Raw genomic sequence first — 14,198 nt, forward strand, 5'->3', positions numbered from 1 at the left:
AGCGGGTGGCGGCTGACGGGTGATGAAGGCTTCCTCGGAGTCAGCGCGGCCGCTTCGGCCGCGCTGACTCCGAGGTTCCCGATGAATGCCAACACCAGCAGCTTGTCCGCCATGGAGCTGCTCGAACGCATGTTCGCTGTGGAGATGCGTTTCCTGCAGCAGGACGAGGCCGATCTCGACCTGCTCGCGACCGCCTTCCATCCCGATGTCGTCGTGCATGAGCCGGCATCGCTGCCCTATGCCGGCGACTGGCGCGGGCTGGGCGGGATCGGACGCCTGTTCAGGACGATGCGCGAGATCTGGAGCGATCTCTCGGTCGATGGTCTGCAGCCGGCGAAGACCGGTGATACCGTCTTCATGAGCTGCACCTTGCGCCTCACCGCACGTATTAACGGCAGGACAATCACACAGCCTTTCGCGGAAGTGCTGCGTTTTGAGGACGGCCGGCTGATCGAGGGCACTCCTTTCTACTTCGATACGGCGGCGATCAGGGCTGCGCTGGCCTGAGCCAGTCGGCGGAAGCTCTCAGCTCGCCCGGCCGCCATATTGCGCCTCGTGCAGGCGCCGGTAGATCCCCGGCCGCAGCACCAGCTCCTGATGCCGGCCCTGCTCGGCGACGCCGCTTTCGTCGATGACGATGATGCGGTCGGCGTCCTGGATCGTCGCAAGGCGATGCGCGATCACCAGCGTGGTCCGGCCCTTCGACAGTTCGGCGAGCGAAGCCTGGATGGCGCGCTCGGTCTCGGTGTCGAGCGCCGAGGTCGCCTCGTCCAGGATCAGGATCGGCGGATTCTTCAGGAACATCCGAGCGATGGCGAGGCGCTGCTTCTGCCCGCCCGAGAGCTTGACGCCGCGCTCGCCGATCACCGTGTCGAGGCCATCAGGCAAACGCGCGATCATCTCGTCGAGCCGGGCGCGCCTGGCCGCCTCGACGATCTCGTCCTCGCTCGCTGTCAGTTTGCCATAGGCGATGTTCTCGCGCAGCGTTCCGGCGAAGAGGAAGACGTCCTGCTGGACGATGCCGATCTGGCCGCGCAGCGAGGCCAGCGTCATCTGGCGGATATCGATGCCGTCTATGGTGATCTTGCCACTCTCGACGTCGTAGAAGCGCGGCAGCAGCGAGCAGATCGTGGTCTTGCCGGCCCCTGACGGCCCGACGAAGGCGATGGTTTCGCCGGCGCGGATCGTAAGGTCGATACCCCGGAGGATCTTGCGGTCGGGCGTATAGCCGAAGCTGACATTCTCATAGGCGATGTCGCCCTTGAGATCGGAGACGGCGATGGCGCCGGGCAGGTCGGCGATATCAGGCCGCGTATCGAGGAACTCGGTATAGCGCCGGAAGCCGGCGATCCCCTTCGGATAGGTCTCGATCACCGAATTGATCTTCTCGATCGGCCGGAAGAACACGGTGACCAGCAGCAGGAAGCCGACGAAGCCGCCGGCAGTCAGGTCGCCGATCAGCACGTAATAGGCGCCGGCGATCATTACCGCCATCTGGGTCAGGCGCATGCCGAAATAGGAGAGCGAGGTCGAAGCCGCCATCAGCCGGTAGGCGTCGAGCTTGGTGCGGCGATAGCGCTGGTTGTCGACCGCGAAAAGGCTGCGCTCGTGCTCCTCATTGGCGAAGGCCTGGACGACGCGGATGCCGCCGACATTCTCTTCGATCCGGGCGTTGAACGAGCCGACGCTGCCGAACAGCTTCTGCCAGTTCGCCGTCATCCGCCGGCCATAGCGGCTGGTCAGCCAGGCGATCAGCGGCACGATCATCGCGGTGATCAGCGCCAACTGCGGATGCACCATCAGCATCAGCACGAAGGCGCCGATGAAGGTCATCACCGCGATGAACAAATCTTCCGGCCCGTGATGGGCGACCTCGCCGATCTCTTCGAGATCCTTGGTCAGGCGCCCGACAAGATGGCCGGTCTTCTGGTTGTCGAACCAGCCGAAGGAGAGCTTCTGCAGATGGTCGAACGCCTTGCGGCGCATCTCGGTCTCGATGTTGATGCCGAGCATGTGGCCCCAATAGGTCACCACCACCATCAGGCCGGCATTGACCAGATAGATCACCATCAGGCCGAGCGAGGCCAGCACGATCAGGCTCCAGTTCCCGCTCGGCAACAGCTGGTCGACGAAGAGCTTCACCGCGATGGGAAAGCCGAGCTCGAGCAGGCCGGACACGACGGCGCAGCCGAAGTCGAGCAGGAAGAGCCCGCGATGCGGGCGGTAATAGGCGAAGAAGCGGGCGAGCATGGCGTGCGGGCTTTAGCACGCGGCGCGGCGGCGAGCCATGAGCTGCGGGCGGGGCAGGGGCGGTCGCGGCGCCGGTCTCCCGGCAGTTCAGCGCGCGCTGGCTTGCCTGTGCCTCGCCGCTTCCCGGAATTCTCCGGGCGCCATGCCGAACTCGCGCCGGAACATCCGGTTGAAATTGGCCTGATCGAGGAAACCCGACCTGAATGCGACCGAGCCGATCGCCGTCGCGGGCTCCGCCAGCAGGAGGTCGCCGGCATGTTGCAGCCGCGCGGCCCAGATCGCCGCAGCAACGCCCGCCGGCTCGTGCTCGAAGGCACGATAGAGCGAGGCGCGAGAACAGCCCAATGCGGTCGCCAGGGATTCGACGGTCAGCTCCGGGTCGGCATGGCGCTGCGCGATCAACTGGCGGGTCGCGGCCAGAAGCGATGGCCGGTCGCACTCCATCGTGCGGGCAGCGTCGCCGGCAAGCGCGAGGCGCGCGAACCGGACGGCGATGTCGACGGCAGCGCTCCGCTCGTCGGCAGACAGCGCATTCATCTCGGTTGCGAGGGTGCGCAGATGGGAGATCAGGAGTTTGACCGCGCCGCCTTGCGCCAGGCGCCCGACGTTCTGGCGGCCGGTGCTTCGCTGGAACACCACGCCGAGCTCCCGGTGCTCCAGCCAGTTCGCCCGGATCGGCCGCGAGAAATCGCTGACATAGACGTCACCTGCCCGGAGCAGCAGGCGATCATCGTCGAAACTCACCTCGGACCGGCCGTCCAGGACAAGACCGACATAGATCTCATCGCCATTGTCGGCGCGACAGCGATGCTGCGAGCGCTCGACACGCACCTGCGTCGAGAAATGATCCCAGAATTCTCCAGCCTCGCCGGCAGCCCGCCTCAGCCGCGCATGAAAAGGCGTAGCCGCTTCGTCGCGCCTGTCGACCGCCATGCGCTTGAGCACGGTCTGCGACCAGAAACCGAGCGGGTCTTCCCGCTCGAGCCCGCTGGTCGAAATCTCCATCATCTCAGCTTTGCGTCCTGGATCGAGGTTGGTCGTGCGCGCTGCTTGAGACGCGCCGGCTTGAAACCGATCAGCCGGGTATCCACGGCAGAATCAACGAATCCCAGCGAGATTGGCCTGCCTGAGACGACCGGACAAGCCGATACGAGACACTACGCCTAACAGTTCCTTGTGGCGGCAATTCACAGTGGAACCGGAATCTGCCGGAGGAGGGCGAGTGCCCAGCCTAAGCCGCTTGTCTGCAATGCTCTTCGCCCGGTTTGCGCGACATGTGGTCGTTGCTGCCGGCCTGACGCTTATCCTCGCCTCTCATCCCGCCTCGGCGCAATCGGGGCGGGGCGGTTCCTTCGCGGGCACCTGGTCTGTGCAGGTTGCGGACGCCTTCGGGAGCCGGCAGAGCTGCAGCATCGAGCTGACGGGGCCGGGCAGCATCATGGGGGCGCATCGCGCCAACCCTCGCGGCTGCGGATCAGCCCTCGTCAGCGTGTCGCGCTGGCAGGCACAGCGCGGCGGCATTTCGCTGAACGACATTTCCGATCGGCCGCTCATCATGCTGCGCTTCGGGCGGGGAGGGTTGTTCGGAGCCGACGAGGCCGGGCGTCCGATCCGGCTGACCGCCTCCGGGATGCAGTCCGGCTATGGGAGCGACTTGCCGTCATTCGGATCCGCACCGTTCTCTTCGGGATGCTCGGTCTATTACGGGCAGTCGCAGCGCTGCGCGGAGTCCAGGGACCTTGCAGCGCCGCGGCTCGCGCCGGGACAGACCGCGACGGTCAGGATCGTCTATCCGTTCAACCTTCGCCAGTTCCCGTCTCTTGGAGCCCCGGCGCTGGCGCTCATCCCAGTCGATACCTGCATCGTCGCCGATTCCTGCGCGCGGCAGAGCGACGGAGCCGAGTGGTGCCGCATGCGCTGGTCGGGTCTCACCGGCTACGTCGTGAAGACCTTCGAGCGCGACGGGCGGCGCCGGATTCTCTTTTCGAACGGCTGCGGGCCCGGGTGATGGTCGTGACGGTCCGGTCCCTTGGCGGCGATGTTCCATGCTGCTTGCGAAGGGGCGCCTTCGCCCGGTTCATCTGCGCTGCCGTCGCCTCTGCACCGGTGACGTCGATCCCGGCGCGAGCGGCATGGGTCTTTGCCGCTGGTCGACCGCAAGGCGCCGGTGGCGCAAGCCGGGCTCGACTGGCGCATCTCCAAGGAAACGCCCGCTTCTGAAGCGCCGGAAGGGGCGGTCAGCCGCCCAGCCGGTATTTCACGAAACCCTCGCCGGCATCGCCGACCGGCTGCGCCTTCAGCGTCTCCGGCTTCTTGCTCACGGCGGCCGGAGCGGTCGGGAAGGTGACGTTGACGTTCGCCGGCAGCGGCTTCAGCGACCAGTTGTTGTCGGCTGCGGGGTTGATCGTCTTCTTCTCGATGATGAAGCGCACGATCACGTCGCGATTGAGGTCGGGCGCCTCCAGCAGCACCGTCGTCTTGGTGCCCGGGAAATTGCCGCCGCCAGAGGCGCGGTAGTTGTTGGTGACGACGATGAACTCGGCCTTTTCGTCGATCGGCTTGCCCTGAAAAGCGAGATCGACGATGCGATGGGCGTCGGGCACGACCAGCTTGCCGTCGCCGTCATAGCGCGAGGCTTGAGTCACGTCGATCTGGTAGGTGACGCCGTCGATCACGTCGAAATTGAAGGCCGGGAAGCCGGGATTGATCAGCGGCTGCTCCTCGGATTTCGCCACGTCGATACGATTGAAGATGCCGGCCGAGCGCTCCAGCCATTCGCGGATCTGCGCGCCGGTGACTTTCACGATCTGCACCGTGTTCGGGTAGAGATAGATATCGGCGACGTTCTTGATTGCGATCGGCCCGGCCGGAATGTCGGTGAAGAAGGCCGGCCCGGCGCGCCCGCCCGACTTGAACGGTGCCGCGGCCGAGAGGACGGGTAAGTCCTTGTGCGGCGTCTGCGCCATCAGCGGCTTGGCATAGGCGATCTGCGCCTCCGCCACGATCTGCACCGACGGGTCGTCGGCGACGAGGGCGAAATAGCTGTTGATCGGGGCGCTCGTGGTGCCGACCGGCTCGCGCATATAGCTCAGCGTTGCCTCGTGGTCGGCCTTCACTGTCGCAAGCACGGCGGCTTCGACCTCCGCCTTCGGCACGATCTTGCGGTCGGGCGTGCGCTCATAGATCGGCTTGGGATCGACCTTGAAATCGGCGATGCGCCAGCGCCCGTCGCGCTTTTCCAGCTCCAGGTCGACGATGCCGACATGCGAGCCCCAGAAGCCCGGCTGGCAGGCCGGCTTGCCGTGCAGTGAGCCCTTCTTGTTGTCGACGCCGGGAATGCCGTCGAAGGCCTTGCCGCCGGGGAAGACGAGGTGCTGGTGGCCGGTCAGCACGACGTCGATGCCGTCGAGCCTGGCGAGATGCAGCGCCGCATTCTCCTCGCCGCCCTTGCGCTCGCCGCCGGCGATGCCGGAATGGCAGAGCGCGATGGTGAGGTCGGGATGTGCGAGCGCGATCTCCGGCAGGTACTTTTGCGCGGCGTCGACGATGTCGGTCGCCGTCACCTTGCGGTCGAGATTGCCCTTGTCCCACTGCATGATCTGCGGCGGCACGAAGCCGATCACCGCGATGTTGAGGACATGCCTCGTCCCGGCCTCGTCCTCGAAGCTCTGCTCGAAGATGCGCCAGGGCTCGATCAGCGTGCCGCCGCCGACCCGGTCGACATTGGCGCAGACGATCGGGAACTCGGCGCGGGCGAGGCCGTGCTCGAGGAATTCCAGCCCGTAGTTGAACTCGTGATTGCCGAGCGTGCCGCACTGATAGGGCAGGGCGTTCATCGCGGCGATCATCGGATGGGTCTCGCCGGCCTTCAGCCCCTTCTTGTAGGCGACGAAATCGCCGAGCGAGGAGCCCTGCAGGAAGTCGCCATTGTCGAAGAGCAGGCTGTTCTTCGCCTCAGCCTGGGCGGCCTTGATCAGGTTCGCGGTCTTGGCGAGGCCGACCGTGTCGTCGGGCGCGTCACGGAAGTAGTCGTAAGGCACGACGTTGACATGGAGGTCGCTGGTCTCCAGCAGCCGGAGCTTGAGCTTGGCTGGGGCCTGCGCTGCCAACGGTGTGGCCAGCGCTCCCGCCGCGGCGATGGCGGCCCCGGCCTTGAGCGTGTCACGGCGGCTGAAACGGGGGGCGCGGTCCATCGTCGGCTCCTGAAGCGAGGTGCTGCGAGAGACGCTAGCACCATGACAGGACCGTGACACCGGGGAAGATGGGGGTGCAGCCGTCATGCTCGGGCTTGACCCGAGCATCTCAAGCCGAAGGAGGCTCCAATCAGCGCCTTCTCGTCATGAGATTCTCGGATCTGCGCTTCGCTCCATCCGAGAATGACGCGAGTGTTACCGGCTCACGCCCTCCATCCGCACTCGCCCGTCGGCGCCCTCGGTCCAGGCGGCGATGGTGCCGTCCGGGAGCCGCTTCGCCTTCACCTGGAACGCTTCGCCGGCGATCAGCGGGGCGAGCCCGCGATAGTCGAGCCGGATCGGTTCGCCGCCGGAGAGGGTGGCGATGATGTTCATGATCAGCGTCGCCTGGATCGGCCCATGCACGATGAGCCCGGCATAGCCCTCGACGCCGGTGACATAAGGCTGGTCGTAATGAATGCGGTGGCCGTTGAAGGTGAGCGCCGAATAGCGGAACAGCAGCACCGGGTCTGCCTCGACCGTCCAGGTCAGGTCGGCCGGGCGCGGCTCGGCAGCCGCAGCCGGCGGCTCGGAGCTCGGCTGGGTCGCCTCGCGATAGACGATGTTGTGCCGCTCGCGCAGCGCGACGCCACGAGCCGTGACGAGCTCATGGTCGACCGCGACGAAGCAGAGCGGACCGGTGCGGCCGTCCTTGTAGGAGACGTCGCTGATAGCCGATCGGCGGATGACCTCGTCGCCGGCTCGCAAGGGCGCGATCGTCTCGATCCGCCCGCCCGCCCACATCCGCCGCGGCAGGGGGACCGGCGGCAGGAATTTGCCCTTGGCTGCGTGCCCGTCCGGTCCGAGCGCCGCCATCGGCGAGATCGGCGGCGCGAGGCACCAATGCAGGGCGAGCGGCGCTTCGCCTTGTGGGTAGGGCGCCAGGTGAGGAGAGAACGTCGCCTCGTAGCTGGCGACGAGCCGCGACGTAATCAGGTCGGATGCCTGTTCAGTCCTGCCGATCCAGGATTTCAGATGGTCGATGTTCACTCGCTCGTCCTTGGTTCCACATTCCGAGTCATCCCGGGCGACCGTAGGGAGACCCGGGATCCATTCCGGAACGGTTCAGGCATGGGTCCCGGGTCTGCGCTGCGCTTCGCCCGGGACGACCAAATGAAGGGTTAGTACGACCTCGGCATGCCGAGGACATGCTCGGCGAGATAGGACAGGATCAGGTTGGTCGAGATCGGGGCGACCTGGTAGAGCCGCGTCTCCCTGAATTTGCGCTCGATGTCGTACTCCTCGGCGAAGCCGAAGCCGCCATGGGTCTGGATGCAGGCATTCGCCGCCTCGAAGGAGGCGTCGGCCGCCAGCAGCTTGGCCATGTTGGCCTCGGCGCCCGGGTTCTCCCCGGCCTCGTAGAGGGAGATCGCCTCGCGGACCATCAGTTCGGCCGCGCGCATATTGGCGTAGGCCCTCGCGATCGGGAACTGGATGCCCTGGTTCTGGCCGATCGGCCGGCCGAAGACCTGGCGCTCCCTGGCGTAGTTCGAGGCCTTGTCGATGAACCATTTGGCGTCGCCGACGCATTCGGCCGCGATCAGGATGCGCTCGGCGTTCATGCCGGAGAGGATGTAGCGGAAGCCCTTGCCCTCCTCGCCGACGAGGTTGGCCGCCGGGACCTTGACGTTGTCGAAGAAGACCTCGGTAGTGGCGTGGTTCATCATCGTGCGGATCGGCCGGATGGTGAGGCCATTCTCGAGCGCCTCGCGCATGTCGAGGATGAAGACCGAGAGCCCGTCGGTGCGCTTTTGCACCTGGTCGCGCGGCGTGGTCCGGGCGAGCAGCAGCATCAGGTCCGATTGCGCAGCTCGGCTGGTCCAGATCTTCTGGCCGTTGACGACGTAGTGGTCGCCCTCGCGCCGGGCGGTGGTGCGCAAAGCGGTGGTGTCGGTGCCGCTGGTCGGCTCGGTGACGCCAAAGGCCTGCAACCTCAGCTCGCCTGAGGCGATCCCGGGCAGATAGCGCTGCTTCTGCTCGGCGCTGCCATGGCGCAGCACCGTGCCCATCACATACATCTGGGCATGGCAGGCGCCGCCATTGCAGCCCTGGCGCTGGATCTCCTCCATGATCGCCGCCGCGGCCAAAAGGGTCAGGCCCGCCCCGCCATACTCTTCCGGGATCAACGCCGAGAGGAAGCCGCTTTCGGTGAGCGCCGTGACGAACTCGGCGGGATAGGCCATCTCGCGGTCGAGCTTGCGCCAGTACTCGCCGGGGAAGTCGGCGCAGAGCCTTGCCACCGCCTCGCGGATGTCGGTGTGATCGTTGGCTGTCGTCATGCTCATCTCAGGCTGATCGCGCCGCCTTTGCCGCGAATTCGCGGCGCAACGCTTCATCATGTTCACCGAGGCCAGGTGGCGCCCGCATCGGCACGCGCTGGCCGTCGACCAGCACCGGCGGCGCCAGCACTTCGATAGGGCCGTTCGGAGTCGGGACGGGCAGGGCGGTCGCAGCCGGATGGGCGATCAGATCGGCCATCGTCGAGACCGTGCCATAGGCGATGCGGGCCGCATCGAGCCCGGCCGCCGTCTCGGCGTAAGAGCGGGTGATCAGGATCGCCTGGATCGCGGCATCGAGGCCAGGGCGGTTGCGCACGCGCAGCACATTGCTGGCGAAGCGTGGATCTTCGAGCAGGCCGGCATCGCCCAGCACATCGCGGGCCAAAATCTGCCATTCGCGCTCGCTCTGGATCGAGATCAGCACCTCGGCATCGGCGAGGCGGAAGACGCCATAGGGCGCGATCGAGGGATGGGCGAGGCCGAGCCGCGGCGGCTCGATCCCGCCATAGCGCCGCGTCAGATAGGGCACGTTCATCAGGTCGGCGATGGTGTCGAACAGCGAGAGCTGGATGCGCGAGCCTTCGCCGGTACGACCACGCCGGATCAAGGCCTCCAGGATCGCGGCATAGGCGGCGTTGCCGGTGGCGATGTCGGCGATGGAGATGCCGATCCGCGTTGGGCCGGAGTCAGGGCTGCCGGTGACGGCGGCAAGGCCGGCTTCGGCCTGGATCAGCAGGTCATAGGCCTTCTTGGTGTAGTGCGGCGTGCCCGGTGCATAGCCGGAGATGTCGCAGGTGATCAGCTTGCGGTGGCGCTGGCGCAACGCCTCGCTGCCGATGCCCAGCCGGTCGGTGGCGCCGGGCGCGAAGTTCTGGATGAAGACGTCGGCCTCAGCCAGCATCGCCTCGACTAAAGTGAGGTCTGTCTTGTCCTTGAGGTCGACCCGGCAGGATTCCTTGCCGCGGTTGATCCAGACGAAATAGGAGGAAAGCCCTCCGGCATAATCGTCATAGCCGCGCGAGAAATCGCCTTCCTCGCGCTCCAGCTTGATGACGCGGGCGCCGGCATCGGCGAGCCGGCAGCTCGCCAGCGGAGCAGCCACCGCCTGCTCCAGCGCCACCACCAGGATTCCATCGAGAGCATTGGTCATCAGTCAGTCGTGCGCCTTCCGTTCCGCGCGAGAGATCGTTGTCGGCCTGATGAAGTCAAATAGCGTTTCGCGATGGCTGCCATAGCGCCTGCTCCATAGAAAAACCCTATGGCCTTCATCGCTTTATCCTTCTTGTCCGACTGCTGGCTCTATGCGCCCCTTTTCGCCGGACGAGGCGCCGCTCAAGAGCGCCCGATGTCATGCGAGGTTCAGGGAGGATGCTCATGAAGACGATGAAACTGGCGCTGGCCGCGCTGGCCGGCACGCTGCTCGCAAGTTCGGCTTTGGCGCAGGACAAGCCGAAGGAGCTGGTGGTCGGCATCGCCACCTTCCTGTCGGGGCCAGCTTCGGTGTTTGGTGTGCCCGGCCGCAACGCCGCCGACCTCCTGATCGCGGAGATCAATGCCAAGGGCGGCGTGCTCGGCGTGCCCCTGAAGCCGGTCTATGTCGACGAGGGCGCCGGTACCAACCAATTGCTCTCCGAATATCGCCGCGTCGTGCAGGAGCAGGGCGCGCAGGTGATGCTGGGCGCGATCTCGTCCGGCTCCTGCAATGCGCTCGCACCCGTCGCCGAGGACCTCAAGGTCGTCAACGTGATGTGGGATTGCGGCACGCAGACCATCTTCGAGGATGGCAAGTGGAAGTATTCGGTCCGGACGCAGGCTCATGCCGGCGCCGAGATGATGGCGACCTTGCTCTACCTGATGAAGGTCAAACCCGACTTCAAGAGTGTCGCGGTGGTCAACCAGGACTATGCTTGGGGCCGCGAATCCTGGGCTCTGCTGCAGGCCGGCCTCAAGGCGCTGAAGCCCGACGTCAAGGTCGTCGCCGAGCTCTTCCCGAAATTCGGCGCGCCGGATTTCTCGACCGAGATCACAAGGCTGTCGGCGCTGCGGCCCGACGTCGTGATCTCGACCTCCTGGGGCGGAGATCTCGACACCTTCGTCCAGCAGGCGGCGGCGCGCGGCCTGCTGAAGCAGTCGACCTTCGTGCTGCCGCTGGCCGAAAGCTCGCTGGAGCGGCTCGGCAATGTCCTGCCGGAGGGCGTGATCGTCGGCTCGCGCGGCGACCATTACTGGCGCCACCCCAAGCACAAGGACACGCCGGAGATGCAGTCCTTCGTCAAGGCGTACAAGGACAAGACCGGCGTCTATCCGATCTACCCGACCTTCCACATGCAGCAGGCCCTGACCGGCCTTGTGAAAGCCTATGAGAAGGCGGGCGCCGGCGGCAAATGGCCGAGCAAGGAAGAGGTCATCGCCGCCTTCGAGGGGCTGGAGTTCAAGTCGCTCACCGGCACGATCACCATCCGCGGGGATCATCAGGGGCTGGAGGACCAGCTGCTCGGCACCACCAAGCGGGTGCCGGAGTATCCGTTTGCGGTCTACGACAAGATGGCGCTCTACCCCGGCAAGCTCGTGACCACGCCGCTCGGCGAGAAGTCGCTCGACTGGTTCGCCAAGGTGAAGCCCGATCTCGTCACCGACAAGTCGATCGAGACCTTCGACTACGCGAAATAGTCTCCTTGCATCCACGCCGTCATCCCGGACAAGCCGCGCAGCGGCGCCGATCCGGAATCCATTCCTGAACCGTTCCGGAATGGATCCCGGGTCTCCCTTCGGTCGCCCGGGACGACCTGTGCGGAGGGCAAGCGCTCAACTAAAAACCTGAAGACGGACGGCATGCCCCCTGAAATGCTCCTCCTCGCCGCGCTCGACGGCCTGGCCTATGGCTCGCTGATCTTCCTGGTCGCGGTCGGGCTGTCGCTGATCTTCGGCGTGCTCGGCATCGTCAATGTCGCCCATGGCTCGTTCTATGCGATCGGCGCCTATGTCGCGGCGGCCGGTGTGCTCGGCATCGGCGCGGCCGGGCTGCCGACCTGGCTCGCCTTCCCGACCTTGCTGATCGCGGCCGCGCTGGTCGGCATCCTTGTCGGCGGCCTCGTCGAGATCGCGCTGCTGCGCCGCGTCTATGGCAAGGAGGAGGTGCTGCAGCTGATCGTCACCTTCGCCGTCTTCATGATCCTTGAGGACGCGCAGAAGGTCGTCTTCGGCGTGCAGCCCTATTTCGCCAATGTGCCGATGAACTGGCTCGGCACGGTCGAGGTCTTCGGCATCTTCTACACGACCTATCAGCTCATCCTGATGCCGCTGGTCGCAGCTGCGGTGCTGCTCGGCCTGCGCTTCTTCCTGCGCCGCACCAGCTTCGGCCGCGCTATCATCGCGGTGACGCAGGATCGCGAGGCCGCGACCGCGATGGGCATCGATGCGGCACGGGTCTACCTGATCACCTTCATCATCGGCGCCTCGCTGGCGGCGCTCGGCGGCGCGCTCGCCTCGGCCACGACGTCGCTGACCCCCGGCATCGGCGCCGGCACGCTCGTCCTCTCCTTCGCCGTGGCGGCGACGGCCGGGCTCGGCCGGATCGAGGGTGCGGCGGTGGCGGCGCTGCTGATCGGTCTCGGCCGCTCGGCCGCCGTCTATTTCGCCCCGGAATTCGACGTGCTGATTCCCTATCTCATCATGATGCTCGTGCTGCTGGTCCGTCCCCAGGGCCTGTTCTCGACCGTGCAGACGAGGAAGGTGTGATGGCGCGCCAACTCGTCTTCGGCCTCGCGCTGATCGCGGCGCTCGCGGTCTTCCCGCTGTTCTCGCCCTGGTCGACGGTGATCCTGACCGTGGCCCTGTGCGAGGGCCTCGCGGCGCTCGGCATCATGGTGCTGCTGCGCGCCGGCCAGGTCTCTTTCGGCCACGGCCTGTTCTTCGCGTTCAGCGCCTATGTGGTCGCCTTCCTGGCCGCGGCTAGGGTCGGGCACGAGGCTCTGATCCTGATCCCCGTCGGCATGGCGGCGTCGGGCCTGCTTGCGGCGATCGTCGGCCTCTTCGTTGTGCGCTACAGGGCGATCTTCTTCGGCATGCTCAACCTCGCCATCTCGATGGTGTTCTTCTCGCTGCTGGAGAAGCTCTTTGCGATCACCGGTGGCGCCGACGGAAAGCGCGTGCCGCGCCCGACCTTCGCCGGCATCGAATTCGGCCGCGAGCAGTTCGAGCTCGCGACCTTCTACGTCACGCTGGTGCTCTGCATTCTCGCCGCGCTCTTCGTCGCCCGCTATCTGCTTTCGCCCGGCGGCAAGGCGCTGGAGGCGATCAAGTCGAACGAGACGCGGCTTGAATATCTCGGCGTCTCCCCGAGAAAAGTGCTCTACGGCGCCTATCTGCTCTCCGGCCTGTTGGCGGGTCTAGGGGGAGCGATCATCGCGCTGGTCTCCGGCCATGTGACGCCGGAGCTGGCTTATTGGGTGCGCTCGGGCGAATTCGTCTTCATCGCGATCCTCGGTGGTATCGGCGGCGTCGCCGGGCCCTTCCTCGGCGCGCTGATGTTCCAGATCATTCGCGGCTATGCCGCGGTCTATGCGCCCGAGACCTGGCATGCCGTGCTCGGCGTCATGCTGTTGGTCATCATCTTCTTCGCGCCGGCAGGGCTCTACGGCATCGTCGCGGGCAAAGGCGGCAAGCCGCAGCACGAGGAGGGCGGGCGATGAGCGGCGTCATCCTTGAGGCGGACGATCTCCACCTGCGCTTCGGCGGCGTGCAGGCGGCGAACGGCGCCTCGCTCAAGGTCGCGGTGAACGAGCGCATCGCCATCATCGGCCCGAACGGCGCCGGCAAGACCACCTTCATCAATCTCTGCACCGGCTATCTCAAGCCGCAATCCGGCCGTGTCGTCTTCAACGGGCAGGATGTGACGCGCCTCTCGCCGCAGGCGATCACCCGCCTCGGGATCGGCCGCTCCTTCCAGATCCCGCAGCTCTTCCTCGACAACACCGTGATCGAGAACCTGCTGCTGGCGCTCTCGGCGCGTGAGGGCTCCTGGTCGCCCTTCCTCGCGATGCAGCGCCACCCCAAAGCCGAGGAGATGTGGGCGCTGCTCGACCTGGTCGGGCTGAAGGAGACCGGCAACCGCATCGTCCGCGAATTGCCGGAAGGCATGCGCAAGCTGATCGATATCGCGGTCGCCCTCGCGCTCGAACCCAGGCTGATCTTCATGGACGAGCCGACCAGCGGGGTGTCCTCGACCGAGAAATTCCAGGTGATGGATACGCTGACCCGCGTGCTCGATGCCCGCGCCACCACGGCGGTCTTCGTCGAGCACGACATGGACGTGGTTGCGCGCTACGCCAACCGCGTCGCGGTCTGGACCGGCGGGCGCATCGCCCATCAGGGCACGCCGGAGGAGATCTTGAGCCACCCGGAGGTGCGCGAGACCGTGATCGGGGTGGGGGTCTGA

Annotated in this window: 12 protein-coding genes; 6 read left to right on the forward strand and 6 right to left on the reverse strand. The window is 66.1% G+C overall.

Features of this window, described 5'->3' with window-relative positions:
- The first annotated feature begins 81 nt into the window (after window positions 1-81).
- Window positions 82-507, forward strand: a complete 426-nt coding sequence (locus GV161_RS18475) for a nuclear transport factor 2 family protein (RefSeq protein WP_244624264.1) — start codon at window positions 82-84, stop codon at window positions 505-507.
- Between the two features lie 18 nt (window positions 508-525).
- On the opposite strand, the gene GV161_RS18480 is transcribed toward GV161_RS18475, so the two are convergent.
- Window positions 526-2,250: an ABC transporter ATP-binding protein gene (locus GV161_RS18480; RefSeq protein ID WP_152017069.1), complete on the reverse strand. Its 1,725-nt coding sequence runs from the start codon at window positions 2,248-2,250 to the stop codon at window positions 526-528.
- An 87-nt stretch (window positions 2,251-2,337) separates the two neighbouring features.
- Entirely contained in the window at window positions 2,338-3,258 is a 921-nt protein-coding gene (locus GV161_RS18485; protein ID WP_152017070.1) for a helix-turn-helix domain-containing protein, read from the reverse strand.
- Between the two features lie 214 nt (window positions 3,259-3,472).
- Here GV161_RS18485 and GV161_RS18490 point away from each other — a divergent pair, with 214 nt between their 5' ends.
- Window positions 3,473-4,258, forward strand: a complete 786-nt coding sequence (locus GV161_RS18490; RefSeq protein ID WP_152017071.1) for an AprI/Inh family metalloprotease inhibitor — start codon at window positions 3,473-3,475, stop codon at window positions 4,256-4,258.
- 229 nt (window positions 4,259-4,487) lie between these two features.
- On the opposite strand, the gene GV161_RS18495 is transcribed toward GV161_RS18490, so the two are convergent.
- The 4 genes from GV161_RS18495 to GV161_RS18510 form a co-directional block, all read right to left on the reverse strand.
- Complete coding sequence (locus tag GV161_RS18495; RefSeq protein WP_152017072.1) at window positions 4,488-6,443, reverse strand: bifunctional 2',3'-cyclic-nucleotide 2'-phosphodiesterase/3'-nucleotidase; 1,956 nt, start codon at window positions 6,441-6,443, stop codon at window positions 4,488-4,490.
- Between the two features lie 195 nt (window positions 6,444-6,638).
- Window positions 6,639-7,466, reverse strand: a complete 828-nt coding sequence (locus tag GV161_RS18500) for a MaoC family dehydratase N-terminal domain-containing protein (RefSeq protein WP_152017521.1) — start codon at window positions 7,464-7,466, stop codon at window positions 6,639-6,641.
- 137 nt (window positions 7,467-7,603) lie between these two features.
- Window positions 7,604-8,761, reverse strand: a complete 1,158-nt coding sequence (locus tag GV161_RS18505; RefSeq protein ID WP_193219598.1) for an acyl-CoA dehydrogenase family protein — start codon at window positions 8,759-8,761, stop codon at window positions 7,604-7,606.
- A gap of 7 nt (window positions 8,762-8,768) precedes the next feature.
- Window positions 8,769-9,911 (reverse strand): CaiB/BaiF CoA-transferase family protein, encoded by a 1,143-nt coding sequence (locus GV161_RS18510; protein ID WP_152017074.1) that lies wholly within the window; start codon window positions 9,909-9,911, stop codon window positions 8,769-8,771.
- A 224-nt stretch (window positions 9,912-10,135) separates the two neighbouring features.
- On the opposite strand from GV161_RS18510, the gene GV161_RS18515 reads away from it, so the two are divergent.
- The 4 genes from GV161_RS18515 to GV161_RS18530 all read left to right on the forward strand — a co-directional run bounded on the left by GV161_RS18515 (window position 10,136) and on the right by GV161_RS18530 (window position 14,198).
- Window positions 10,136-11,431 carry an ABC transporter substrate-binding protein gene (locus GV161_RS18515; RefSeq protein WP_152017075.1) on the forward strand — a complete coding sequence of 432 codons (1,296 nt, stop codon included), beginning with the start codon at window positions 10,136-10,138 and terminating at the stop codon, window positions 11,429-11,431.
- 162 nt (window positions 11,432-11,593) lie between these two features.
- Entirely contained in the window at window positions 11,594-12,499 is a 906-nt protein-coding gene (locus tag GV161_RS18520; RefSeq protein WP_152017076.1) for a branched-chain amino acid ABC transporter permease, read from the forward strand.
- Complete coding sequence (locus GV161_RS18525) at window positions 12,499-13,452, forward strand: branched-chain amino acid ABC transporter permease (protein WP_152017077.1); 954 nt, start codon at window positions 12,499-12,501, stop codon at window positions 13,450-13,452. The genes GV161_RS18520 and GV161_RS18525 overlap by 1 nt, the downstream gene beginning before the upstream one ends.
- Window positions 13,449-14,198 carry an ABC transporter ATP-binding protein gene (locus GV161_RS18530; protein WP_152017078.1) on the forward strand — a complete coding sequence of 250 codons (750 nt, stop codon included), beginning with the start codon at window positions 13,449-13,451 and terminating at the stop codon, window positions 14,196-14,198. The genes GV161_RS18525 and GV161_RS18530 overlap by 4 nt, the downstream gene beginning before the upstream one ends.

This window comes from Bosea sp. 29B (assembly GCF_902506165.1).
In the GTDB taxonomy this organism is placed as follows: domain Bacteria; phylum Pseudomonadota; class Alphaproteobacteria; order Rhizobiales; family Beijerinckiaceae; genus Allobosea.

Excerpts from the sequence above, each read along its gene's own strand:
- GV161_RS18475 (WP_244624264.1), top strand. The coding sequence starts at position 82 with ATGAATGCCAACACCAGCAGCTTGTCCGCCATGGAGCTGCTCGAACGC.
- GV161_RS18480 (WP_152017069.1), bottom strand. The coding sequence starts at position 2,250 with ATGCTCGCCCGCTTCTTCGCCTATTACCGCCCGCATCGCGGGCTCTTC.
- GV161_RS18485 (WP_152017070.1), bottom strand. The coding sequence starts at position 3,258 with ATGATGGAGATTTCGACCAGCGGGCTCGAGCGGGAAGACCCGCTCGGT.
- GV161_RS18495 (WP_152017072.1), bottom strand. The coding sequence starts at position 6,443 with ATGGACCGCGCCCCCCGTTTCAGCCGCCGTGACACGCTCAAGGCCGGG.
- GV161_RS18505 (WP_193219598.1), bottom strand. The coding sequence starts at position 8,761 with ATGACGACAGCCAACGATCACACCGACATCCGCGAGGCGGTGGCAAGG.
- GV161_RS18510 (WP_152017074.1), bottom strand. The coding sequence starts at position 9,911 with ATGACCAATGCTCTCGATGGAATCCTGGTGGTGGCGCTGGAGCAGGCG.
- GV161_RS18515 (WP_152017075.1), top strand. The coding sequence starts at position 10,136 with ATGAAGACGATGAAACTGGCGCTGGCCGCGCTGGCCGGCACGCTGCTC.
- GV161_RS18520 (WP_152017076.1), top strand. The coding sequence starts at position 11,594 with ATGCCCCCTGAAATGCTCCTCCTCGCCGCGCTCGACGGCCTGGCCTAT.
- GV161_RS18525 (WP_152017077.1), top strand. The coding sequence starts at position 12,499 with ATGGCGCGCCAACTCGTCTTCGGCCTCGCGCTGATCGCGGCGCTCGCG.
- GV161_RS18530 (WP_152017078.1), top strand. The coding sequence starts at position 13,449 with ATGAGCGGCGTCATCCTTGAGGCGGACGATCTCCACCTGCGCTTCGGC.